Source organism: Longibacter sp. (assembly GCF_051155795.1).
GTDB lineage: Bacteria > Bacteroidota > Rhodothermia > Rhodothermales > Salinibacteraceae > Longibacter.
The window spans coordinates 15,318-37,197 of the sequence record NZ_DAXETW010000052.1 but is presented as its reverse complement, the minus strand read 5'-3'; the positions used below and the strand labels follow the sequence as shown (position 1 = coordinate 37,197).

Sequence of the window (21,880 nt, the reverse complement as noted above, 5' to 3'; positions counted from 1 at the left end):
GCATTTTCCAGCACGTGAGCCCGTTGGCTCAGCCGGAGACATCTTCGGTCGGCAGACCGGAGCCTCACCCAAGCACGTCGATGGCCTTCCGCATCCGGCGCACGCACGCCTCCTGCCCCACCGCATGCAGCAGTCCGAACACGCCAGGGCCGTACGTTCGGCCGCTCACGGCAAGGCGCGCCGGGTGGATGATCCGTCCGGCGCCAACATCGTGGTCGTCCGCGATAGAGCGAAGGCTGGCGTTGAGGTTGTCTGTGGTGAATTCGTCCATCTCTTCGATCGCATCCGCGTACGTCTCGAGCAGCGTAGCGGAATCATCTTTCCAGCGCTTCTTGACGCCTTTCTCTTCATAGGAATCCGGGTCTTCGAAGAAGTACCGGGCCTCCGTCGCCAGATCGCGAACCTTTGTAATGCGATCCTGCATGAGAGAGGCGACCTCGGCAATCCGATCGTCCGACGCCTCGATTCCCGCATCGCGCAGCAGCGGCCTGGCTTCCTCAACCAGTTGATCGATGCTGCGCCGGCGGATGTACTGTTCGTTGTACCAGTTCAGTTTGTCGATGTCGAACTGCGTACCACTGGAGCCCACGCGATCGAGAGAGAAGGCGTCGCAGAGCTCGTCGAGCGCAAACACCTCCTGCTCCGTGCCGGGATTCCAGCCGAGGAACGCGAGGAAGTTGACGAGCGCGTCGGGCTCATACCCGGCGTCCTCGTACTCATTCACGAACACCGGTATGCCGAGATCGTCGGCGTCTCGCTTGGACAGCTTGCCGCCTTTCGGACTCATGATGAGCGGCAGATGCGCCATGCGCGGCGGCTCCCAGCCGAAGGCGTCATACATAAGGATATGCTTCGGGGTCGACGAGAGCCACTCTTCGCCCCGAATGACGTGACTGATCTCCATGAGGTGGTCGTCGACCACGTTGGCGAGGTGATACGTCGGGAGGCCGTCCGACTTTATCAGCACCTGATCATCCACCCCGGCGGCCTCGAACGAGACCGTGCCCCGGATCTCGTCGTCGAACCGGATCGACCGTTCGGATGGGACCTTCAGCCGAATAACGTATTCTGCCCCGTCGTCCAGGAGCTGCTGAACCTCTTCCTCAGGTAGCGAGATGCTGTTGCGCATCTTGTGCCGGGTAGAGGCATCGTACTTCGCCGCGGCGTGCTCCGTCCCGTATTCCTCCCGCATCGCCTCCAGCTCTTCCTCCGTGTCGAAGGCGTAGTAGGCGTCGCCCTGCTCGACCAGCTGGTCGGCATAGCTGCGGTATGCGTCTGCCCGCTCCGATTGCCGATACGGCGCAAACGCGCCGCCGGCGTCCGGGCTTTCATCAACCTCGAGGCCCGTCCACGCAAGGGCGTCCCGGATGTCGTCCTCGGCCCCTTCGACATAGCGCGCCTGATCGGTATCCTCGATGCGGAGGACGAAGGCACCCTCGTGCTTACGGGCAAACAGGTAATTGTAAAGGGCCGTGCGCAATCCGCCGATGTGAAGGAGGCCGGTCGGGCTTGGTGCGAAACGGACGCGGACGGGCTGGTCGTCGTGGGTCGATGCCATGGATGACGTAGCGTTCGTGGAAAGGGCGATCAGGAGAGCGGTGTACTTCCTCAGGTCGACATCGGAAGTATAGACGGGCATCGGTCCACGGTTTCGCAGGACGCAAGCCGGCCGAACGGATCTCGAATGAATCCGCTCATGCCTCCCCGGGTTCGCTTGCAATCCCCGGCGCCGTGTGCCTATGATGGACTTTGTTCCTGCGGGTCGGATCGCGGCCCGGTCCCCTGACTACCGGACTCACACCCTCGACGCGTCCATGGATGTCTACACCGTTTCACCGATGTTTGGCGGGTCGACATCACCCGCTCCCGTTCCTCGCTCCGCGCGAGCGCTCCTTGTTTTCGGCGCCCTTCTGGCGCTGAGCCTCATGACCACCGGCGCCGCCATCGCACAAGATGCACCTCGCGATGCGGCGTCCGATCCCGTCGTAGCCGTCATTGCTGGAGACACGCTCACGCAAACGGAGTTCTCGGCGTGGTATGAGCGAAGTGCTACGTCTGTCTCCTCCGCGGACCAGCCGGACGCCGGCACCACGGATGCTGCTCCGGAATCGCCGAACGAATTCCTGAAGCGCTACGTCGATTTTCGTCTGAAGGTACAGGCGGCGAGGGATGCCGGGCTCGACACGCTCGCGTCGCTTCAGCAGGAGATCGACAGTTATCGCCGTCAGATCGCCCGACCGACGCTCATGCGGAAGGAGATCCTCGGACCAATCGTGCGAACGATGTATGAGCGGCGAGCCGAGGAGATTGAGGTGAGTCATATTCTCATCGCCGTCGAACCGGACGCCTCGCCGTCCGACACGGTATCCGCCTATCGGGAAATGGAATCGATCGTGGACTCGCTGGATAGTGGCACCTCCTTCGCGGCGATGGCTCGCAGGAATTCGGACGACCCGTCCGCGAAACGTGAGAATGGCCCGGGAGCGGGCGGCCGGCTCGGCTACATGACGGCAGGACGGCTCGTCGAGCCCTTTGAGGATGCAATGTACGCAACGCCCGTCGGGGAACGATCAAACATCTTCCGCACCCAGTACGGCTTCCACGTGCTGCGAGTCCACGACCGGCGTGAGCGAAGTCAGCCGGTTCGGATCGCCCACATCTTGATTCGACCGGACAGCACCACCGACTCCACTGCCGCACGAGCCGAGGCCGACTCGCTGCGCACGCTTCTCACCTCCGGTGAAGCGCGGTTCGACAGCCTGGCGACCCGTCACTCGGACGACACCCGCACCGCCCGGCGCGGGGGCGAACTTGGCGTGCTGCAACCGGGACAGAACGTGCCGGTCGCCTTCCGTGAGGCGGCTTTTGCTCTCGCGGAGCCCGGCGACGTATCGCCGGTGATCTCCACCCGGTTTGGCGCGCACCTCATTCAGTTGCTGGAGCGAAAAGAGCGTCCATCCTTCGAGGACGCGTACGACGACCTGTCGAGCACCGTCAGCCGCATGCCGCGCGTCGCACACCGCGAACAGGAGGTTGCCCGGCGCTTTATGAAGCAACAGGGGGCGTCTATCGACACTTCCGCCCTCGCAGCTGCCGCCCACGGATCACCGGAGGCGCTGGACTCACTGGCATCTCCTCTCGCTCGGATGACGGCCGGAGAGGCAGATACCGATGCGCAGATTGGCGTTCTGGGGGATTCGACGATCACCCTCGGGCGCGTGGCCGAGTATGTCCGTTCGACGCGGGGCGCCCGTCAGCAGACGATTCGCGATCTCGCGTCCGCCTTTATGGATGATTACGCGATCCAGCTGGCGGCCCTGTCTCTGGAAGAACGCGACCCCGATGTTCGACGGAAAATGGACGAGTATCGCGACGGTCTGCTCCTGTTCGAGTTCATGCAGGAGCGGGTGTGGACGCCGGCATCCCAGGACACCTCCGCGTTGCGACGCACGTACCGTGAGCATTCGGATCGGTACCGCTACCCGCAGCGCGTCCGGGTGCTGCGCCTTTCGGCTTCCGCTGATTCGAACCTGATTCCGTACGCCGAGCGGCTGGAATCCGGTGGCACATCGGTCGATCTCGCCGAATCCGTGACGTCCGATAGCCTCGTCCAGGCCGACACCCTGTTCCTTGCCGATGGCGTCCCCGAGCGGCAACAGGCGGTGATGGACGCGGCAAACAACACTGCCGTCGGCCCGGTCGACGGCAATGGGCGCCGGGTGCTCTACGTACGAACCGGGACCGTGCCCTCGCGCGGAATGACTTTCGATGAAGCCCGCAGTCGCGTCATCCGTGACTACCAGGAGGCATACGAACAGGAGGTGCTGTCCCGTTTACGCGACCGGTATGAGGTCCGCACCTTCCCGGAGAACCTGCCGGATGTCGATGCCACCGCGTCGACAGAGACGCCGTAACCATACGGTCGACCCCGCTTCGTCCCGCCTTTGTCCACACGCACCTGCTCCATGGACCGTTTTCCGGCCGTCCAACCCACATATCGATCCGGCTCTGCGTCGTCCCTCTGGTCAATCGCTGCTACGGCCCTTCTCGTTATCCTGACGATGCCCTACCTGACCGGGTGCGGCGGCAGCGAGGAGCCAGAAGCATACGTCGCACGCGTCGGTGACGCCTACCTTACGGAAGCGGAACTGAGCCAATCCATCGGTGCGCTTCCGGCCGACGTGGACACCGCAGAGGCGCGCCAGCAGATCGTAGAGCAATGGGTCACGCGGACGCTCCTCCTCCGCGAAGCCGAGCGCCTCAACCTGCGCGAAGAACCGGATGTACAGCGACAGATCCGTCAGCAGGAACGCTCCATCCTCGTGACCGCGCTAACCGACCGCATGTACGAACAGGCCGATGTCGGCCCCTCGGAGACCGAGATTCGGAATTACTTCCAGAGCAATCGGGACCAGTTAACGCTCCGTGAACCGTTCGTCCAGGTTCGGCACCTCGCGGTGCCCTCCCGTTCTACAGCAGAGCAGGCCCGATCGGCGCTGCAGGAAGCCGCGACCCGCGGCGCACCGCTCGACAGCACGTTTGACGTGCTGCTGTCGCAGTACGTGGACCATCCCGCCGAATCGCGCCGGCTTGCAGCGACCTTCGTTCCGGAATCCCGACTGTTTGGACATCACCCGTACGTGCGGGATGAACTCGCTGAGCTCGGCCCGGCTCAGATTTCCCCGGTGGTCGAAGACGACAGCCTGTTTCACGTCGTCCAGCTCGTGGAGCGGATCCCAGCCGGTTCGGAGCCCGAGCTTCGCTGGGTCAGGGACCAGATCCGGCGTCGCCTCACGATTCGCTCGCGGAAACAGATGTATGCACGCGAGGTTCAACAACTTCGCAATCAAGCTGCTGCTCGGAACGAGCTGGATCTGCCCAATTACAGTTCGTCCGACGGTGAGCACGTCGAGGAGCCGCCCGGCTCCCCTGATACGCTCAGCACCGAACCTGGCGATGTAGACGCATCGGGCGCACCAGAGCCCTCGCCTCCGGCAGAAACGCCGGAGGCGTCACCCGCCCCTTCAGCGGACGGGTCGCGGGATGCTTCGCCTGAACCGACCGACATGCCGGCTGAGCAAGCGCCGGATGCTTCACCCGATACGGCCACCGAGCAACCGCCCGCGGTATCATCCGAACCTTCGGCGGAGCCGCCGACCGACACGACCGGCGTGTCGCTGGACGATGCGTCGTCTGAACCCTCGGATGCATCCCCTGAGCCTTCGCCCGGTATGCGCGATACGACCGAGGCGACAGACACAACCGGCACGCCGACGGGTTAGCGTTGACAGGCAAGATGATCCCGAGCCGGTGCGACCGAGTTGCCCGCGCTGATTTCGCCTTATTTGACCTCCTTTTTTTGCTGATCTCGATTTTCGACTGCATGCTTTCCTCCCCCGCCCGTTCGTACTCCACGCATTGCATCGGCGTGGGTCTCGTCGCGCTCGTTCTCCTGCTATCGAGTCCCGTCGCTTCGCCGGTGCAGGCACAGGACACCTCGCAGGCCCGGAGCAAGCAGGTCGTCGATCGTATCGTGGCCGTTGTCGGCGACGAGATCGTGCTGAAGAGCGACGTTGACCAGATGGTCGCCCAGATGCTCCAACAGCAGCGGGGCACGTCCTACAGCAACGATCTCTGGATGCAGGCCCTGGACCGAATGGTCGACGAGAACATTCTGATCGAACAGGCCCGTCGGGATACCAACATCACGGCGACGGACGAGATGGTGGAGCAGCAGCTGGACTCGTGGATCGAACAGAACGGCGGACAGGAGCAGCTGGAACAGGCGTTCGGGATGGATATTCTCGAGGTCCGAGAGGAGATGACACCCCAGATTCGAAACCAGATCCTCGCGCAGCAGCTACAGCGTCAGAAGCTGAACAAGATCGAGGTCACACCGAGCGAGGTTCAGCAGTGGTTCCAAAAGCAACCGCAGGACTCCCTGCCCCGGCAGCCGGAATCGGTGCGGATCTCTCACGTCGTGCGCTACCCGGAGATGAGCGAAGCCGCACGGAAGGAGGCCCGTAGCATTCTGAAAACGATTCGCGACTCCATCGTGAACGCCGGCGCTAACTTCGAGGAGATGGCCAAGCAGTTCTCAGACGATACCGGGTCGGCGCGCGAAGGCGGCGCCATCGAAGGCCTCCCGCTCGACGCTTTCGTGGCGGACTTCGCCGCCGTGGCCGCTCGCACGCCCATCGGTGAGGTTTCCCGGATTTTCTATAACCCGCAGCACAAGGGATATCACATCATTCGCGTCAACGACCGGCGCGGCGACATTGTGGACCTGAACCACATCCTGATCCGGGTCGACCAGAGCCGCGCTGAGGCCTCGCCTGCCATCGACTATCTCGAAGCGGTGCGCGACACGCTTGTGAACAACCCAGACGTGCCCTTCGAGCTGATGGCCAAGCGACACTCCGAGGAGGAACGCTCCAAACGCAACGGCGGCCGCGTCACGGACCCGCAGACGGGGATTCGAGACCTTGCCCTGCAGCGCCTCGGACCGAGTTGGCAGCGGACGATCAACTCTATTGAGGTTGGCGAAATCAGCGAGCCGAGCGAGGTCAACCTCCTGAATGGAGAGCGGGCGTACCACATCGTCCTTCTCCAGCGTCGTCTTCCGCCGCACCGAATCAATCTCGAGCAGGACTACGAACTCGTCCGGCAGGCCGCCCTCCGCGAGAAACAGCAGCGCGTGATGGATGAGTGGCTGTCCGAGCTTCGAGACGAGATCTTCGTGGACATCCGCGTCGATAAGGACGACCTCACCGCGACGCGGTAACCCGTTTCTCCGGCCGGTGCCCTCGACCCGGGCACCGGTCTTTGTACACCTCTGAACGCTGCCCGCCCTTCTCCCCTTTTCCTTCCTGCCGTGTCTATGGCCGACCAGACGCCCGAAACGCTCCATGAGCTGAGCAAGACGTATGATGAGTTGCGGCGGGAAATTGGAAAGGTCATCGTCGGTCAAGAGGACATCGTCGAGATGGTGGTCGTGTGCTTGCTGGCGCGAGGACACACGCTCCTCATCGGGGTTCCGGGGCTGGCCAAGACGCTGCTTGTTCGGACGCTCGCACGGGCGCTCGAACTGGATTTCAGCCGAATTCAGTTCACGCCGGACCTGATGCCGTCCGACATCACGGGCACGGAGATCATCCAGGAATCCGACACCGGCGCGCGGAGCTTTGAGTTCGCCCGCGGACCCGTGTTCGCCAACGTGGTCCTTGCGGACGAAATCAACCGTACGCCGCCCAAGACGCAGGCGGCCTTGCTCGAGGCGATGCAGGAGAATCACGTTACGGCTGCCGGCGAAACGTTTGAGCTGGAACGGCCCTTCTTCGTTCTCGCAACACAAAATCCGATCGAACAGGAGGGTACCTATCCCCTTCCGGAGGCACAGCTGGACCGCTTCATGCTGAATCTCTGGCTCGACTACCCCTCCTTCGACCAGGAGGTAGAGGTGGTCCGGTCGACGACGGCCGGGAAGAACGCGGATGTACGCCCTGTCATGGACGCCGCCACCTTGCTCCGTTTCCAGCAGTTCGTCCGCGAGATCCCCGTTGCAGACAATGTGATCGAGTACGCCGTCCGACTCGTAACGCAGACGCGCCCGCAGACCGACGCAGCACCGGATTTCGTGAATGAGTATCTTAGCTACGGCGCCGGCCCGCGCGCTTCACAGTACCTCGTCCTCGGCGCGAAAACGCTGGCGGCACTCGACGGGCGCATGACGCCGCTGGAAGCCGATATCAAGCGAATGGCCGTTCCCGTCCTCCGCCACCGGATCGTGACCAACTTCAACGCGGAAGCGGACGGAATCACGCCGGTCACCGTCATCGAACGACTCGTCGGGTAATCGACCCACCGCCGGACTTCATCACGTTACACGGATGAACCGAATCCATGGTACGTGTCCTCCTCGTCGGCGGTGGGCATGCCATGCTTCCGACCATCGTCCGTTCCGCCGTCTGGGTCCGTGACGGACTGGCATCCGTCCGCCTCTTCGACGCCCATCCCCGACTCTACTACTCGGGCATGGTGCCGGAACTGCTGGGCGGCGTGTATCAGCGACGGGATGTGTCGATCGAGCTTGACGCCCTCTGCGAACGGGCGGGCATCCCGTTTCGCGCACATGCCATCGCCAAGGTAAACGTGGATGAACAGGCGGTCGTGGACGCCTCCGGAGCGTCGTATCCGTATGATCTCCTCGTTCTGAATGTCGGAGGTCGAAATCCTGCACTTCCCGCTGCTGCGACGCCGACCAAGCCGCTGCACCGGTTGCCGGATGTGAACAGGCGCGTTCGGGGAGTCCTTCACTCGCCAGGGGATCATCTGCACCTCTGTATTGCTGGGGGTGGCGCTGCCGGCGTAGAGATCGCCCTAAACGTGTCCGCTCGCTTTCAGGCCGCCGGCCGGCACCACGATCTGTCTTGCACCGTGGTTGAAGCAGAAGACGCGCTCTTGCCGGGCTTTCCTCGCGGTCTGCAAGCGCACGTGAAACAGCGCCTCGTCAGACGCGGCGTGGATGTGTTCACGGGGGTGCGCGTCACCACCGCCACGGAATCGGAAGTGACGCTGAGCGACGGCCGCCGACTCCCGTCCGACGGTCTGCTGTGGGCGACCGGTGTAAAAGGCCCCGAGGTTCTAACAAGTAGCGACCTTCCGGTGGACGCGCGTGGATTCGTGAAGGTGAGCCGACACCTGCAGGTTTGCGGCCATCCCCGCATCCTTGCCGCCGGAGACAGCGCTCTCGTGGACGGGGACGAAGACCTCGGTAGAATCGGCGTTCATGCCGTCAAGCAGGGCCACGACCTGGTCAAGAACTTGGAACGCAGCATTCACAGCCTCCACCGCTCCGGCGCGCCTCCCTCGCCCGACACGTTGCGAGTATTCCGGCCATACCCCGTCGCTCCCCTGATCCTCTCCACCGGCGAACCGGACGGCCTGTGGGTCGAGCGCGGTATCTGGTGGCACGGCCGACCGGCGCTCCGAATGAAGCACTGGCTGGATCGTCGCTGGATACACGCGTATAACGGCGCCTTTCCACCGCGGGGCGTCGCACGGGTCCGGGCCGATTCCGCCCTCTCGTAACGACACCTGGATTGCGAACCCAGAACCGTGCGGGACGTTTGCTCTCTGCACGCACGCAGGGGACACGCGTCGACCTGTGAGTGCCCCACCGTAGCAACCTGACGGTGGAAATCCGACCGCGTGTCCCTCTCCTTACGCGACCCTGCACGCACCATGCCGCTTCCGCTACGTATCCTCGGCCCCATCCTGCTTGCGATCACGCTGTTCGCATCGGCTCTATCGCCGGCCCCTCCTCACGGCCAGAGCCCCGTGGCGGCAGATACAACGGGACCGGACCTGAACCTAACTCGCGTGCAAAGTTTGGTGCACGATCGGGTCAATCAGATCCGCTCCCGTCGGGGAATCTCTCGCCTGCAATACAGCGACTCGCTGCGGCCCCTCGCGCAGATGCACAGCCGGGATATGGCCGCCCGCGACTTTTTCGGACACGAAAACCCCGACGGTGCATCGGTCAATGACCGAGCACGCTCGCTCGGTCTCTCCTGCGACAAACAGATCGACGAACGGACGACCGCCCATGGCTTCGGGGAAAATCTTTTCAAAGGCACGCTTTACCGGGAGTATCGCGAGATCTACGAGGACGGCCGCAAGGTCCGTCGTGAATACGACTGGATGAACGCGTCGAGTCTGGCGGAGGCGATCGTTGACGGCTGGATGGACTCGCCGGGTCACCGCGCGAACCTTCTGGAGCCACGATACGACGGGGAAGCGATCGCTGTCGCAACCGACGGAACTCGTTTTTACGTCACCCAAATCTTCTGCTGACCGACTCCACCGCACCATGGATCTCTCCGGCTACAGTGCTCTAACGCTCGTCGAACGGATCGACTTTGCGGACGATCTGGCGCTTTTTCGAATGAAGGCGCCCGCCCCGGTCGACTTTAAGCCGGGCCAGTACGCGACGCTCGGCGTAATGGACGACGCGACGGGTCGGCCGCTTCTCCGCCCCTACTCGGTCGCGTCCGCACCCGGCGAGGAGATGATGGAGTTCTTTATCGAGCGCGTAGACGAGGGAAAGCTGACGCCGCGTCTCTGGGAGCTGGAGGAAGGCGCAGAGATTTGGATGCGAGACAAGCTCGTCGGTCGGTTCGTACTGGACACGTCGTGCCGCCACCACCTGATGGCCGCGACGGTGACCGGCGTGGGCCCCTACGTGAGCATCGTGCGCGATCAGCTTCGCGCGCTGGAGACGGGCGCGGTCGAGACGCCGTACCGGGTCATGATCTTACACGGCGCCAGTCATTCGTGGGAGCTCGGGCGTTACGTACCGGAGCTTACAACCCTTGCGGAAGAGCACGACTGGCTTTCATACGTCCCAACCGTCAGCCGTCCGTGGGACGAAACCGAATGGGCCGGTGAAACCGGCCGAGTGGAGGACGTCCTTCGAAAACACCTCGACGGATGGGGAGTGCCGCTCGACGATACCGCGGGGTACACCTGCGGCCACCCTCAGATGATCGACAAAGCCCAGGGCATTCTCGCACGAGCCGGTCTGCCGGAGGAGGTCATTCACGAGGAGAAATACTTTGTCGAGCGGGTCTCTGCGTAGAAGCGTCATGGCGGAACAGGCCTGCGTCGGCCTGACCGACGGTCACAGGAGATGGTCGCCGATCCGGGCGGCGGCGTCCAGTCCCGTCTCGATGGCCGGGCCGATTCGGCCCACCCCAGCGACGTAATCCCCGGCGAAAAAGAGGCCGGCGTCGGCGCCGTCGGCCAGCGCCTCCACGTTGGCGCCCTCGGCCGGCATCGAGTACCGCCACCGCTGCGTGTCGTACCAGGTTGGTCGTTTCAGGCTCACACCCAGCACGTCGCTCGCATGCTCCTTCGCAGCCGGAAGAAACGAATCCGGGTCCGCATCTACTCTCGAACGCGTCCAGTCGGGCGACATCTGAATCACGATGATGTTTTCTCCGTCGGGCGCACGGGCCGGCTTGTCGTGTTCGAAACCGATCCAGGCAATATCGTGGCCGCCGTCGGTATTCAGCAGGCCGTGGTAAGGGCCAGCCCGCTCGATGGTCCGGTCGAACCCGAAGACGTAGGTGAATTGCGCGTGGTACCGGACGTCGTCGACCACGTCTGCCAGGCTCGCGACCTGATCCGTCAGGCGTGCCTCGCTCAGCGCCGCGGCGGTATCCTTCAGGAGCGTTGCCGTCTGCGGCGCGGGGGGCGTTAGCAGTACGGCATCGAACGGGCCGTGCGAGCCCGCCTCGGTGTCTGTCACCCTCCATCGCCCGTTCGACCGGCCAAGCTGCGCTACACGCGTTTCCATCAACGTCTGAGCAGATGTTCGCCGTCCGAGAAGCTTGCCGAGTGTGCTGATCCCTCGTTCGTACGTCCACGATTCCGTGCTTCCGTTCGCGGCCGACGGTTTCTCGATCCGTCCGGACGCGTCGAACGACCACACCTCGCCCTCAATCTGAGCGAGGCTGTCCGTGGGAAGTTGGTCGAACAACAGGGACCGCACACGGTCGGACGACGGCGTGACGAAATTCGCACCGTGATCGTAACGCGCCCCGTACTTTCCACGGGTTGCCGCTCGTCCGGAGTATCCCCGGCTCTTTTCGAAGAGGGTGATGTCGATCGGATGCGATCGGAGAGACCACGCCGCTGCCAGGCCCGAAAGGCCGGCACCGACAATCGCGAGACGCGCCATGTGTTAGGAGAGGAGGATCTTGTGGAAGTCGAAGATGAGGTGCGACATCAACGATACGATCCTACCCGACACCGGACCGGGATGGAACCGTAACGTCTCATGTGCCTGTATTCCTTCGGCCCCGACCGGATCCGCGTCGTCCCGTCCCCCTGGACGACGAATCTGCGCGCCCCATGCAGACTCATTCATCGGGAGCCTCCCGCCCCATCGTTCGTATAGGCGGTTCGATACCCGGCCCTCCTTTGAGGGACGGGACCACCGTGCACGAATGCCTGACGCTCCCGGTGCGCTTAGCCGGGTTTTTCGCGCTACACTCCCGCTGTTATGCTTGCCCGTCTCGTTGTTCTTTTCCTCGTCACTCCGGCCGTCGAGCTTGCCCTGCTGTTGAAAGTCGGCCAGTGGATCGGCTTCTGGGAAACCGTCGCCGTCATCGTCGCGACCGGGATTGCCGGTAGTTTTCTGGCGAAGCGCGAAGGCCTCTCGGCGTGGCAGCGCCTGAACCGCAGCCTCGCGCAGGGCGGCCTCCCGGGGAAAGAGTTACTCGACGGCGTCATCATCTTGATCGCCGGCGCGTTGCTCATCACGCCCGGGGTGTTAACCGACATCGTCGGTTTTCTCGGTCTGATCCCGCCCTCCCGGGCCCTGATCCGGCGCCTGGTGATGAACCGGGTGAAGAAGAAAATGCAGGATGGATCGCTAAACATGCAATTCGGCTTCTTCGGCGGCTTTCCCTCGGGTGGTCCGGGTGGTCCCTCCGCCGGCCCGGGCGGTCCGTCGCGCGGACCAAGCGGAAGCGGACCGGGAGGCTCACCAGCCGGAGACGGGGGTCCTCCGCCCCGACCGAACGGCTCGTCATCGTCAGAAGGACCACGTAAGGGCGAACCCGGTTGGGAGGGCTCGCCCCGACAGCGACCCGGCCACGTCGAGGAGTCCGGAGAGTCGGCTTCGTGATCCCAGGAAAGCGACGGCGTCGAGAACGAAGAGACCGGCGCCCTGCATGATCAACGAGTAGCCGTGCCCGCGGAATGCGCGTGGATTGTCCAGGCCCCGATGCGAGAGCAACACGAGGGTGGTTCCGACGGAGGAGTAGGCGACGTTGAGGCCGAGGTTGAAGAGCAGAATGTCGTGGTATGTCCGCTCGGCCGAGAGGGCGGCGTCGTATCCCGTCTCCGGGGATCCGGACGCGAGCAGCCCCGCGGTTGCGATACCTACGTTAATGACACCCCACAGGCCGGACTGCGCGCCGAACCCCCACCAGAGCGGCTGATCCGTGCGGCCTGTCCCCGTCACCAGGGCGAGTCCACCGAGGGCGTTAACGCCTCCCCAGGCGGCCACCCGCCACAGATGCGCCCGCTCCGCCGCGTGACGCGCCGAGGCAAGTTCAGCCACAGGACTCACGCGCGACCCGTCGACCCGGTGGCTATCGTCGGCCGCACCAACCGCATTTTCCTTCGCATCAACCAGATGGGCGGCAATCGATCGTGTGTTTCGGTCGGAGAGCTGTTGCCCGGCAGTCGGGCGGGCGAAAATCGCTGCCGCCATGCCTGCGAAGACGAGGCAAACGATAGCGCGAGGCTGAGGAAGAGTCATGGCGCGGGTGGAGTTCGATTCGGGAACGCTTCTGCACCCAACGTAATCATGCGTCCCCCGCCGGAAACGCAACGATGTGTGTAAGCACGAGGTCGCGCCCATCTGCCCGCTGCCATCCGCCCGTCGCATGCGCATCCCCCGTAAAAAAACGCCTCGCTCCTCCGAGGAAGAACGAGGCGCCAGAGCCTGGAGTGCCGCAACGCTGAAAGGGATAGGTACGCGGCTACAGTGCGGTGCGAACCGGATGCCTTAGCAGCGACCGTTCAGCCGCACGTTCACGTCCCACGCTCGTGCCAGAGATGTGATAAGATCCCGTTCCCGATCCGACAGGTTGCCGTCCGCCTGGGCTACACAGTGAAGGTCGTCGAGCACGGCAAGCCGCTGAACGTCCGGAAGGGCATTTTTCAGCGTCGTCATCGAGTCGCGAATCAGCTCTTCCTGCTCACCTTCTGCGTAGACCTGAAGAGACAACCGCACGATCTCCCGGGCCTCCTCCGGGCCGAGATCCGGCTGCCATTCCTGGAGACGCTCGAGGATCACTGCGATCTCACTCTCGCTCAACTCGTTGTTTGCCACGTGAGCGACCACGAGGAAGAGGAACGCCAGCTCGTGAATGAGGCCCCAGTCTTCGCCGTCGGGCTGCATCGCAGCTTCGGTGTCTCCGATCAACTCTCGCTCGAGCCGGCGCAGCGACCAAGCGTCCGCGACCCGGGAAATGAGGCCCTGCTCACGCTCAAGGAGAACACCGTCTGCTTCCGCGATCCGAATGACGTCCGTGAGGGCCCGTCGCCGCTCGTCGGGTGCGAGTGAACCGCCGAGGGTGTCGATAGCCCGCGACAACTCCGCCTTCGCGTCCCCTTCCAGGAACACCGTCGCCGCTTCCATCACGATTTCCTGGACGTGCGTGTCGTTGGGAACGACGACCCAGTCTTTCAGGGCCCCGGTAATAGCGACCACCTCGTCGTCGGACAGGTCGTGGTCCGTGCCGTATGCCAGAGCGACATACAACAGCGCAAGATCATGCGTCTGCGTCCAGGTGTTTTTCGAGTCAACCATACCAGGCCAATCGGAGATTCCTCAGCGATGCCGCTTGTGAGTTCGCAGGATACAGTGAACGTGTCCCAAAACGCAATTCACACTGTCCCGGATGCTGCGAAGTTTGGATCTAAAGGTGCGGGTCATGAACGACGATCTTCGTCGGGCGAACGAGCGCGTAGACGTCACGCCGGAAGCGGTCCGGTCAGGCTTCCGTGAGGTGCGACTGAATTGTCTCGACCAGTTCCTCGTCGACGTGCACGTAGCCGCCGTCTTCGTACCAGGAGATGAGTTCCTGCACGATCTCCATTTTGTCCCGTCCCTGCTCCTTGAGGTGATCGAACACGCGCTGTCCTTTGTCCGGACGCGGTCCCCACTGAAAGCGTTCACTCCCCTCCTGGCTAAAGGCCACGAGCTTCGGAATACTGCGGCTGCCGCCCGTCAGATACTGATCCATGATGTCGAGATTGTCATCCCGGTGCAGGATGCGCAGCGTGACGTGGTCGTTGCGCTCAGCGGCAGCACGAATGACGGGAAGGCAAAACGCGGAGTCGCCGCACCAGGGCTCGGTGATCACCATCCAGAGCTGCGGTTCGTCGATACCCTCAACGGCTGACCGTAAGTCGTCGGACACGTTGTACTCGTTCTCGACGGCAAGCGATCGCTCCCAGTTATACCGGAGATAGTGCAGCATCTTTCGCTCGTCCCGATCGAGGTCGCCGGGTGCCCGATCCTTGCTCTCACGCCAGGCCTCTTTGTATTCGTCGTACGAGAATCCACTGTGGAGCCGCTTTTGCTCGAAAAAGTCTTTCATTCGGGATGTCTTGACGGATCAATGAAACAAGCAAGTCCGGCGAATTCGAACCATAGGCTGCGACGGTTGACACGTCGTTAGGTTCGCCCGTCAACGGACACGTTACGCCCGACCTTCGCCCTCCTACGTGCCATCACGAGTCTTTCCGCACTTCTCATTACAATTTTGATCGGGACCACGTACGTTGCACGTCGACGGGTGATGCTGCGTCTACCCGTACCACCGAATTCTCCGGACCCGCCTCTTCCCGCCATGTTTTCTGCTCCTACGTACGTCGCCCGTCGCCGCGAACTGGCCGATGCGTTGCCGTCCGGCCTCGTTCTACTTCTTGGCAACGAGGAGTCGCCGATGAACTACGATGGGAATCCGTACCCCTTCCGGCAGGACAGCACCTTTCTGTACTACACGGGGCTCGACCAGCCGGGACTTGCGCTGGTAATCGATACCGGCACCGGCGAAACCACGCTGTACGGCGACGACGCCGGACTCGACGAGGTGGTGTGGACCGGACCTAAGCCGTCAATTGGTGACCGGGCGGAGGTTTCCGGCATTGGGAGCACATCGGCTCGGTCCGACCTCCGAAACGACATCCAGTCCGCGCTCCAGAGGGACCGCGACGTTCATATCCTTCCTCCCTACCGCGACGCGCACCGGCTCCGTCTGGCGTCACTGCTTGGAATCTCCGCGCATCGAAGCGGCGATTTCGCGTCCGAGCGACTGGTCCGAGCGGTGGTAGCGCAGCGGTCGATCAAGTCGAGCGAGGAGATTCGACAACTGGAGGAGGCGGTAAAGGTGACCAAGACCATGCACGAGACCGCCATGCGGATGGCGGCGCCAGGGCAAACGGAGCAGGAGATCGCGGCGCGCGTGGCCGGACTCGCCCGGACAGGCGGCGGCGAGCTTTCCTTCCCCGTCACCTGCAGCGTCCGCGGCGAGGTGCTTCACAATCACCATTACACGAATCCGCTTCTGGCTGAGGATCTGCTACTCGTCGACACCGGCGCCACGTCGTCCATGCACTACGCCGCCGACGTCACCCGCGTTACGCCGGTCAGCGGCACGTTTTCCGACCGGCAGCGGGCCGTGTATGCGGCCGTGCTCGACGCGCAGGAATCCGCCATCGAGGCCTGCACCCCAGGAACGCCCTTCCGTGACATTCACCTTCTTGCGTCCCGCGTCCTGACGAAGCATCTGATCGACATCGGACTGATGCGCGGCGAGGCGGACGACGCCGTTGCCGCAGGCGCCCATGCGCTGTTCTTTCCCCACGGACTCGGGCACATGCTGGGGCTGGACGTGCACGATATGGAAAACCTCGGGGAGGACTACGTCGGCTACGACGACGAAGTGCAGCGGTCCGACCAGTTCGGTCTCAGCGCGCTCAGGCTCGGGCGAACGATCGAGCCCGGATTCGTCGTGACGGTGGAGCCGGGTTGCTACTTCATCCCCCAGCTGATAGCACGCTGGCGCGAGGAAGAGAAGCACACGCGCTTTATCAATTATGACGTCGTGGACGACTTCGTCGGCTTCGGAGGCATTCGGATCGAGGACGATGTGCACGTGACGTCCGACGGACCCGACGTCATCGGCCCCTCCATCCCAAAATCCATCGATGAGGTGGAGGCGCTTGCCGGCACAGACGCCGACGGTGCGTAACCGGCGCGTCAGTTCTGGTGCTGCACCCAGACGACGGCGCGACGGGTCAGTTCGGTGATGTTGTCGATCGCGAGTTTCTGCTTGATCCGACTCCGGTGCGACTGCACCGTTTTAACGCTGACGTGCAGGGATTCCGCGATATCGCGCGTGCTGCGGCCTCGTCCGATCAGTTCGAACACCTCCAGCTCACGATCGCTGAGTTGCTCAAGCGTCGTCCCCTCCTGCGGGCCGCGCCCCGTGTACTGGAGCAAAATCTTTCGGTTGAGGTGGTCGGTGAGGTAAAAGCCTCCCTGCAGGACCTGCCGGATGGCCTCGATGATGACGTCGTCCACCTCACTCTTCATCACATAGCCGCGTGCGCCGGCATGAAGGGCACGCTCGCCATAGAGCGTCTCGTCGTGCATAGACACCACGAGGATGGGCAGATCGGGATGCTGGGACTGCAGATGCTTGATGAGTTCGATGCCGCTCATTCCCTCCAGCGAAATGTCGACGATGATCAGGTCCGGCTCGTCCTCCTGGACGTTTTCCAGGGCTTCCTCGGCGGTGGACGCTTCCCCCGCCAGACGAAGATCGGATTCCCGCCCAATCAGGGCCGCATAGCCGCGGCGCATGACGGGGTGATCATCTACTACGAAGATATCGTGCATCATCGTCGGTTGTCGGCAGTCCGTGATCGTGTGAGCGAATGGCCGTAGGGCCGGAACAGGTGGAGTCAAGAACCAGGCGCCAGATTAGGTCGTCGCCTCTTTCCCGAATGGCTCTTCAGCGCCGGATACGTCGTTCGGAATGGCTTTCCATACGGGCAGGCGACAGATGACGTCCACACCGGTTTTGTGCGCCGATACGTCAACATCGTCTTCTACGTCATCGTCTTCAGCGGCATCGTCTTCAGCGGCGCGCCGCATCGGCGTCGGCTCCCGGTTGGTAATATCGATGGACGCCCCGATCACCTCCGCCCGGTAGCGCATCGTCTGTTGCCCGAGGCCGCTGCTGCTCGCCTCCGAGAGCCCTTTGCCGTCATCGCGGACGCGAACCATCAACTCGTCGTTGTCGACCCATACGCCAATCGCGATCTCGTCGCAGTCGGCGTGGCGGGCGGCATTATTAACGGCCTCCTGGGTAATCCAGTACAGCTGCGTCGCCACTTCCAGCTTCAGGGACCGAATGTCGTCCGGATCATCCAGAAAGCAGCGGACGCCCGTCATCGTCTCTGTGTTCGACGCCATCTCGCGGATGGACGCAACGAAGCGATCCGGCTCAACGTCGATCGGATTCAGTCCGCGAGATAGGGCCCGTGCCTGCGTTACGCCCTCCTTTGCCAGGCGGCTGATTTCGCGAAGCTGCTCGACGGACACGTCCCGGCCGTCCTCCGCATCCCGGGCAAGACTCCGCGTCATCATCGAAATGCCGGACAGCAACGACCCGATGCCGTCGTGCAGGTCCCGGCCGATCCGTTCTCGCTCTCGCCGGGCGACCTCCAGAACCTGCCGCTCAAGTTTCCGCTGGGTCGTGACGTCACGCAAGATGGCCAGGACGCCATCCCCCTCGACCGGCACGATCCGAGCCTCCATCCAGCGCCCACTCACGTCGGACGTCCCACCTCCGCCGCCATCGACCGGCTCGTTCGTCCCAGTCCTCGGTAGGTTGTAACTGAGAACGCGCATCGACCCGGAGGATCGGACATCGGCGATGGCCTCACGAAACAGCCGGGCCGCACGTACCGGAAACACGTCGTCGATGCTTCGGCCCAGGATGGCCTCGCGAGCCGGCGATACCTCCCCACCGCCGTGCTCAACCTCTACGATGATGCCAGATTCACTGATGAGATAGACGTCATCGGGGAGTGCCTGCACGATGGCTCGATTGCGAGCCTGCAACCGCTCGGCATTCCGCTCGGCATTCTTCCGCTGGGTGATGTCCTGAAAAATGACGGTCAACCCGTCCTCGATTGGATACGCGTAGACCTGCACCCAGACGTTGAGCGGATCGTAGAACGCCTCGAATCGGACGGCGATGCCCTCTTCCATCGCCCGGTGATACTCCTGGAAAAACACCGTATCAACGGCTTCCGGAAACGCGTCCCAGACCCGCGACCCTTCCAGTTCGTCGGCCGGGCGCTGCAGAATGTCCGAAGCGGCGGTGTCAACATACCGAAACCGCCAGTCGTCGTCTACAACGAAGACCGCAACGGTGAAACTCTCCGGAACGCTTTCGTGCTTCCAGGGCGACTCGATCATAGTTCTACCCTCTCAAACCGTCGCCGGCAAAGATTATCGCGAGAATCGACTGCGACAACGGGTCAATGTGACTCGGAATATATCGTACCGACGATGTCGCAGCACGGCCGTGGGGGAGAACCGGGGTCAGGGATCAGGTATTGTCGCAGACGCACCGGGACCGACACCTGACGGTACACCAAACCTTCATCGGGCTGTCGTAGATCCATCTTGATGACAGAATCCCCATCACGTCCACGATGGGATCTGAATCAACGGCTCGCTCAGATGACGATGTGTGTGCCGCCCGTGCGCAATCGCTCATACATCGATTCGTTCCACGTCGGGGCCGGGATAGACCTTCGCTCCGGTTGCGGTCAGTCTTCTTCCCACAATTCGACATCGCAATAAAGGATATCGAAGCGGAGAAAAGGCGGTACGGCGCGCATCCGTGGGGTCATTACACTATACATGTCGGTTCGGCTCCGACAGGAGGATCGGTATTGCGTCAGGGGACCTGTCTCGTGTCGCGTGAAAACGCAGGACGACGGGACGCATGTCGGCCTGACGCCGGTCTCCGAGAAAGGTGCGAACCACTCTGACACGCTGAACGGCCGTTTCCCTTGATCGCAGGCTTCCTGCCATGGATGCTCCCACGCTCGGTCCTTCCATCGCCTCGGTCGAAGACCTCCGCACCCTGCTCCGCATGCGCGATGAGCCCGTGGTGTCCATTTACGCGCCACAGGATGAGGTCACGCAGTTGCTGAAAGCTGGGCTGCATACGCTCCGGAAGAGGAACGGGAGCCGGGATGACGCCTTCGCCCAAATCGCCGATCGCATCCGTTCAGAGCGGATTGACGTGCAACGGTCGTTCGCAGCCGAAAACGGTCCCCCAGCGGGCATCGCCTGCTTCATCACGCCCATGCAGGCGATCCGGCTGTCCCTTCCGATGCCGGTCCCGACTCGCCTCGTTCGCGGCGAAGCGCCTTTCCTCGAACCCCTGCTGGCGCTCTTTCGTCCGTCATACGTCGTCGGGCTCTACCTCAGCCCTCACGGGGCACATGCATTTCACGGGTACGGCGACTGGCGACGTCACCGGCCGATCGGAGTCTCGCCACCCGCCGCCATGTCGCCGGAGCGATCCTCAGATATGTCGTCAAAGGGCCCCGTGCTTGGATGGCTTCACGCCGTGGACCGCTGTCTGGACCCGATTCTCCCCTGCCGTCACCATCCGATCGTTCTGATGGGGATGCCCGCCCTGATCGAGGCATACGCCTCCGTCAACGTGCACCGGTCCGTGATTTCGGGCGACCCGCTCGCAGCGGGCGCGTGCCCGGACGCGGATGTACTCTACGATATGATTACCGCCAAGGCTCGGGACGATGCACGAAGACGCATGGCGGGGGATCTGCGCGCGCTCAGGGAGACGCGCACCACGGCGCCGAAGCGCTACGTCGATGATGCCCACACGATTCTTGAAGAAGCCGCAGCGCGCCGCGTGGATACGTTGTTCGTTCATCGGGCCCGCGCGGTCGCGACAGCACCGAGAGCTCTCGCTCGGGCGTTGAAGGACGCGCCGGACCGGGGTGGCGACGGAGCACACGAACCCGCGCCGCAACTTGACGTTGCCTCGCCCGATCTGGACGGACGCATCGAGGCCGCCATGGCGCATACGATCATATCGGGTGGAACGGTGCACGAGGTGACAGACGCGGAGCTACCGGCGACCGCGCCTGTGACCGCCGTTCTCCGCTACTGAGCCCGGCAGTCGATGCGGCCTGCACTCGTCATACAACGGACGCGGCTGAGCCGAGCATGGATGCCGCTTTCTGGAAGGCGCGGACCTCGTCGTTTGCCAGGTCCGGCAGGACCCGACCATGGCACCCATCGCGTCCGACAATCGTCGGGAGCGCCAGGCAGACGTCCCGAACGTCAAACGGACCGTCCACGCGCGCCGAGACGGGTAGCACGCGCCGTTCGTCCCGGACGACCGACCGCACGCACTCGCTAAGGCACTGCTCAAACCCGTCGCGCTCACTGCGATCGTCCACCGGCTTCGCCGCTCGCTCGCACCCGCGGGCGAACGCGTCCCACATCGCCTCTCGGTCGAAGGTCTTCCCGGCCACCTGCCCGCGAATGATCGGATGGGCACCGATCAGGACGTGGCTCCAGACGGGCACGGCGCCGCCGCCGTGGTGACCAATGACCAGCGCGTAGACGGACGACGGATCGACCTGATAGTGGTCGGATACGCGGCACCGGAGCTCGCGGGTTTCCGCGCAGGTACCGAGCCCGAATACACGGGAGGCGTCTCGAGAGGTCGCCCCGATTACGGCGCATGTCCCCTCGTCGATCGGTTCGCCGGCCACGATGACGACGGCGTCCGGCGCCACCTCATCGAGCGCCCGGGTGACCGATGCAATGTGAGCCCGGGTGTCCGCGAGGTCATCCAGCGGTTCCATCGCCATCACCACGACCCGCACGCCGGAGAGTTCTTCCATGGTGCCTGCCCGGAGGGAGGAGGCACCGACGGGAGCATGGGTTCGGATCAGATCCGTCAGCGAGTGGGTCGGCGCGCCATCGGGCGCGGGCACCGAAATCAAGCTCTGCGAGAGCGACACCCGGAGGAGCGCATGCGCGGATGAGGCCGCCGTCGGTCCGGAACCGATGATGCCGATTCGATGAATGAGCGGTGCAGCGGAGACGTCTTCCATGGCCGCGGAGCGTCAGGTCGGGGTGGAGATTCCGGCGAAGCGCACGTCGTGCTTTCCATCGACTTCGCCAATGATACAATACCCATCCCGGCAGTCGGCTGCGTCCCCG

18 protein-coding genes are annotated in these 21,880 nt (G+C 63.3%); 10 read left to right on the top strand and 8 right to left on the bottom strand.

From position 1 onward, the window contains the following. Positions 1-64: 64 nt before the first annotated feature. A complete protein-coding gene (gene gltX, locus ACFCU0_RS06210) occupies positions 65-1,639 on the bottom strand; it encodes a glutamate--tRNA ligase (RefSeq protein WP_434972795.1) in 1,575 nt (524 codons plus the stop codon). A gap of 100 nt (positions 1,640-1,739) precedes the next feature. Here gltX and ACFCU0_RS06205 point away from each other — a divergent pair, with 100 nt between their 5' ends. The 7 genes from ACFCU0_RS06205 to ACFCU0_RS06175 all read left to right on the top strand — a co-directional run bounded on the left by ACFCU0_RS06205 (position 1,740) and on the right by ACFCU0_RS06175 (position 10,639). Continuing rightward, complete coding sequence (locus ACFCU0_RS06205; RefSeq protein WP_434972794.1) at positions 1,740-3,914, top strand: peptidylprolyl isomerase; 2,175 nt, start codon at positions 1,740-1,742, stop codon at positions 3,912-3,914. Between the two features lie 51 nt (positions 3,915-3,965). Then, complete coding sequence (locus ACFCU0_RS06200; protein WP_434972793.1) at positions 3,966-5,282, top strand: peptidyl-prolyl cis-trans isomerase; 1,317 nt, start codon at positions 3,966-3,968, stop codon at positions 5,280-5,282. A gap of 101 nt (positions 5,283-5,383) precedes the next feature. After that, the gene (locus tag ACFCU0_RS06195) at positions 5,384-6,784 is read left to right on the top strand and encodes a peptidylprolyl isomerase (protein ID WP_434972792.1); all 1,401 of its coding nucleotides are present in this window, start codon (positions 5,384-5,386) and stop codon (positions 6,782-6,784) included. A 96-nt stretch (positions 6,785-6,880) separates the two neighbouring features. Further along, positions 6,881-7,855: an AAA family ATPase gene (locus ACFCU0_RS06190; RefSeq protein ID WP_434972791.1), complete on the top strand. Its 975-nt coding sequence runs from the start codon at positions 6,881-6,883 to the stop codon at positions 7,853-7,855. 47 nt (positions 7,856-7,902) lie between these two features. Next, positions 7,903-9,090 carry an NAD(P)/FAD-dependent oxidoreductase gene (locus ACFCU0_RS06185; protein ID WP_434972790.1) on the top strand — a complete coding sequence of 396 codons (1,188 nt, stop codon included), beginning with the start codon at positions 7,903-7,905 and terminating at the stop codon, positions 9,088-9,090. Between the two features lie 153 nt (positions 9,091-9,243). Then, complete coding sequence (locus ACFCU0_RS06180; RefSeq protein ID WP_434972789.1) at positions 9,244-9,855, top strand: CAP domain-containing protein; 612 nt, start codon at positions 9,244-9,246, stop codon at positions 9,853-9,855. Positions 9,856-9,871: 16 nt separating this feature from the next. After that, a complete protein-coding gene (locus ACFCU0_RS06175) occupies positions 9,872-10,639 on the top strand; it encodes a ferredoxin--NADP reductase (protein WP_434972788.1) in 768 nt (255 codons plus the stop codon). Between the two features lie 42 nt (positions 10,640-10,681). Here ACFCU0_RS06175 and ACFCU0_RS06170 read toward each other — a convergent pair whose 3' ends face one another. Beyond that, positions 10,682-11,743 carry an NAD(P)/FAD-dependent oxidoreductase gene (locus ACFCU0_RS06170; protein WP_434972787.1) on the bottom strand — a complete coding sequence of 354 codons (1,062 nt, stop codon included), beginning with the start codon at positions 11,741-11,743 and terminating at the stop codon, positions 10,682-10,684. A 324-nt stretch (positions 11,744-12,067) separates the two neighbouring features. Between ACFCU0_RS06170 and ACFCU0_RS06165 the strand changes: the two genes are divergently transcribed. Then, positions 12,068-12,694 carry an FxsA family protein gene (locus ACFCU0_RS06165; protein ID WP_434972786.1) on the top strand — a complete coding sequence of 209 codons (627 nt, stop codon included), beginning with the start codon at positions 12,068-12,070 and terminating at the stop codon, positions 12,692-12,694. Here ACFCU0_RS06165 and ACFCU0_RS06160 read toward each other — a convergent pair. From ACFCU0_RS06160 to ACFCU0_RS06150, 3 genes are all read right to left on the bottom strand, one after another. Then, positions 12,602-13,333, bottom strand: coding sequence for a DUF6992 family protein (locus tag ACFCU0_RS06160; protein WP_434972785.1), 732 nt, complete (start codon positions 13,331-13,333; stop codon positions 12,602-12,604). The two genes, ACFCU0_RS06165 and ACFCU0_RS06160, sit on opposite strands and share 93 nt — an antisense overlap. 249 nt (positions 13,334-13,582) lie before the next feature. Then, positions 13,583-14,389 carry a TerB family tellurite resistance protein gene (locus ACFCU0_RS06155; RefSeq protein WP_434972784.1) on the bottom strand — a complete coding sequence of 269 codons (807 nt, stop codon included), beginning with the start codon at positions 14,387-14,389 and terminating at the stop codon, positions 13,583-13,585. A 184-nt stretch (positions 14,390-14,573) separates the two neighbouring features. After that, positions 14,574-15,182, bottom strand: a complete 609-nt coding sequence (locus tag ACFCU0_RS06150) for a thioredoxin family protein (RefSeq protein WP_434972783.1) — start codon at positions 15,180-15,182, stop codon at positions 14,574-14,576. Positions 15,183-15,434: 252 nt separating this feature from the next. On the opposite strand from ACFCU0_RS06150, the gene ACFCU0_RS06145 reads away from it, so the two are divergent. Further along, the gene (locus tag ACFCU0_RS06145; RefSeq protein ID WP_434972782.1) at positions 15,435-16,838 is read left to right on the top strand and encodes an aminopeptidase P family protein; all 1,404 of its coding nucleotides are present in this window, start codon (positions 15,435-15,437) and stop codon (positions 16,836-16,838) included. A gap of 8 nt (positions 16,839-16,846) precedes the next feature. On the opposite strand, the gene ACFCU0_RS06140 is transcribed toward ACFCU0_RS06145, so the two are convergent. Together ACFCU0_RS06140 and ACFCU0_RS06135 are read right to left on the bottom strand one after the other, a co-directional pair. Next, positions 16,847-17,491: a response regulator transcription factor gene (locus tag ACFCU0_RS06140; RefSeq protein WP_434972781.1), complete on the bottom strand. Its 645-nt coding sequence runs from the start codon at positions 17,489-17,491 to the stop codon at positions 16,847-16,849. A gap of 81 nt (positions 17,492-17,572) precedes the next feature. Further along, complete coding sequence (locus tag ACFCU0_RS06135) at positions 17,573-19,078, bottom strand: PAS domain-containing sensor histidine kinase (protein ID WP_434972780.1); 1,506 nt, start codon at positions 19,076-19,078, stop codon at positions 17,573-17,575. Positions 19,079-19,700: 622 nt separating this feature from the next. Between ACFCU0_RS06135 and ACFCU0_RS06130 the strand changes: the two genes are divergently transcribed. After that, positions 19,701-20,816 carry a hypothetical protein gene (locus ACFCU0_RS06130; protein WP_434972779.1) on the top strand — a complete coding sequence of 372 codons (1,116 nt, stop codon included), beginning with the start codon at positions 19,701-19,703 and terminating at the stop codon, positions 20,814-20,816. A gap of 28 nt (positions 20,817-20,844) precedes the next feature. On the opposite strand, the gene ACFCU0_RS06125 is transcribed toward ACFCU0_RS06130, so the two are convergent. Then, complete coding sequence (locus ACFCU0_RS06125; RefSeq protein WP_434972778.1) at positions 20,845-21,771, bottom strand: hypothetical protein; 927 nt, start codon at positions 21,769-21,771, stop codon at positions 20,845-20,847. Between the last annotated feature and the right edge of the window lie 109 nt (positions 21,772-21,880).

Bases quoted from the DNA above. Each gene is read 5' to 3' on its own strand.
- ACFCU0_RS06180 (WP_434972789.1), top strand. From the start codon at position 9,244: ATGCCGCTTCCGCTACGTATCCTCGGCCCCATCCTGCTTGCGATCACG.
- ACFCU0_RS06190 (WP_434972791.1), top strand. From the start codon at position 6,881: ATGGCCGACCAGACGCCCGAAACGCTCCATGAGCTGAGCAAGACGTAT.
- ACFCU0_RS06140 (WP_434972781.1), bottom strand. From the start codon at position 17,491: ATGATGCACGATATCTTCGTAGTAGATGATCACCCCGTCATGCGCCGC.
- ACFCU0_RS06205 (WP_434972794.1), top strand. From the start codon at position 1,740: ATGATGGACTTTGTTCCTGCGGGTCGGATCGCGGCCCGGTCCCCTGAC.
- ACFCU0_RS06175 (WP_434972788.1), top strand. From the start codon at position 9,872: ATGGATCTCTCCGGCTACAGTGCTCTAACGCTCGTCGAACGGATCGAC.
- ACFCU0_RS06155 (WP_434972784.1), bottom strand. From the start codon at position 14,389: ATGGTTGACTCGAAAAACACCTGGACGCAGACGCATGATCTTGCGCTG.
- ACFCU0_RS06145 (WP_434972782.1), top strand. From the start codon at position 15,435: ATGTTTTCTGCTCCTACGTACGTCGCCCGTCGCCGCGAACTGGCCGAT.
- ACFCU0_RS06160 (WP_434972785.1), bottom strand. From the start codon at position 13,333: ATGACTCTTCCTCAGCCTCGCGCTATCGTTTGCCTCGTCTTCGCAGGC.
- ACFCU0_RS06170 (WP_434972787.1), bottom strand. From the start codon at position 11,743: ATGGCGCGTCTCGCGATTGTCGGTGCCGGCCTTTCGGGCCTGGCAGCG.
- ACFCU0_RS06130 (WP_434972779.1), top strand. From the start codon at position 19,701: ATGGATGCTCCCACGCTCGGTCCTTCCATCGCCTCGGTCGAAGACCTC.
- ACFCU0_RS06185 (WP_434972790.1), top strand. From the start codon at position 7,903: ATGGTACGTGTCCTCCTCGTCGGCGGTGGGCATGCCATGCTTCCGACC.
- ACFCU0_RS06135 (WP_434972780.1), bottom strand. From the start codon at position 19,078: ATGATCGAGTCGCCCTGGAAGCACGAAAGCGTTCCGGAGAGTTTCACC.
- ACFCU0_RS06200 (WP_434972793.1), top strand. From the start codon at position 3,966: ATGGACCGTTTTCCGGCCGTCCAACCCACATATCGATCCGGCTCTGCG.
- ACFCU0_RS06150 (WP_434972783.1), bottom strand. From the start codon at position 15,182: ATGAAAGACTTTTTCGAGCAAAAGCGGCTCCACAGTGGATTCTCGTAC.
- ACFCU0_RS06165 (WP_434972786.1), top strand. From the start codon at position 12,068: ATGCTTGCCCGTCTCGTTGTTCTTTTCCTCGTCACTCCGGCCGTCGAG.
- gltX (WP_434972795.1), bottom strand. From the start codon at position 1,639: ATGCCCGTCTATACTTCCGATGTCGACCTGAGGAAGTACACCGCTCTC.
- ACFCU0_RS06195 (WP_434972792.1), top strand. From the start codon at position 5,384: ATGCTTTCCTCCCCCGCCCGTTCGTACTCCACGCATTGCATCGGCGTG.
- ACFCU0_RS06125 (WP_434972778.1), bottom strand. From the start codon at position 21,771: ATGGAAGACGTCTCCGCTGCACCGCTCATTCATCGAATCGGCATCATC.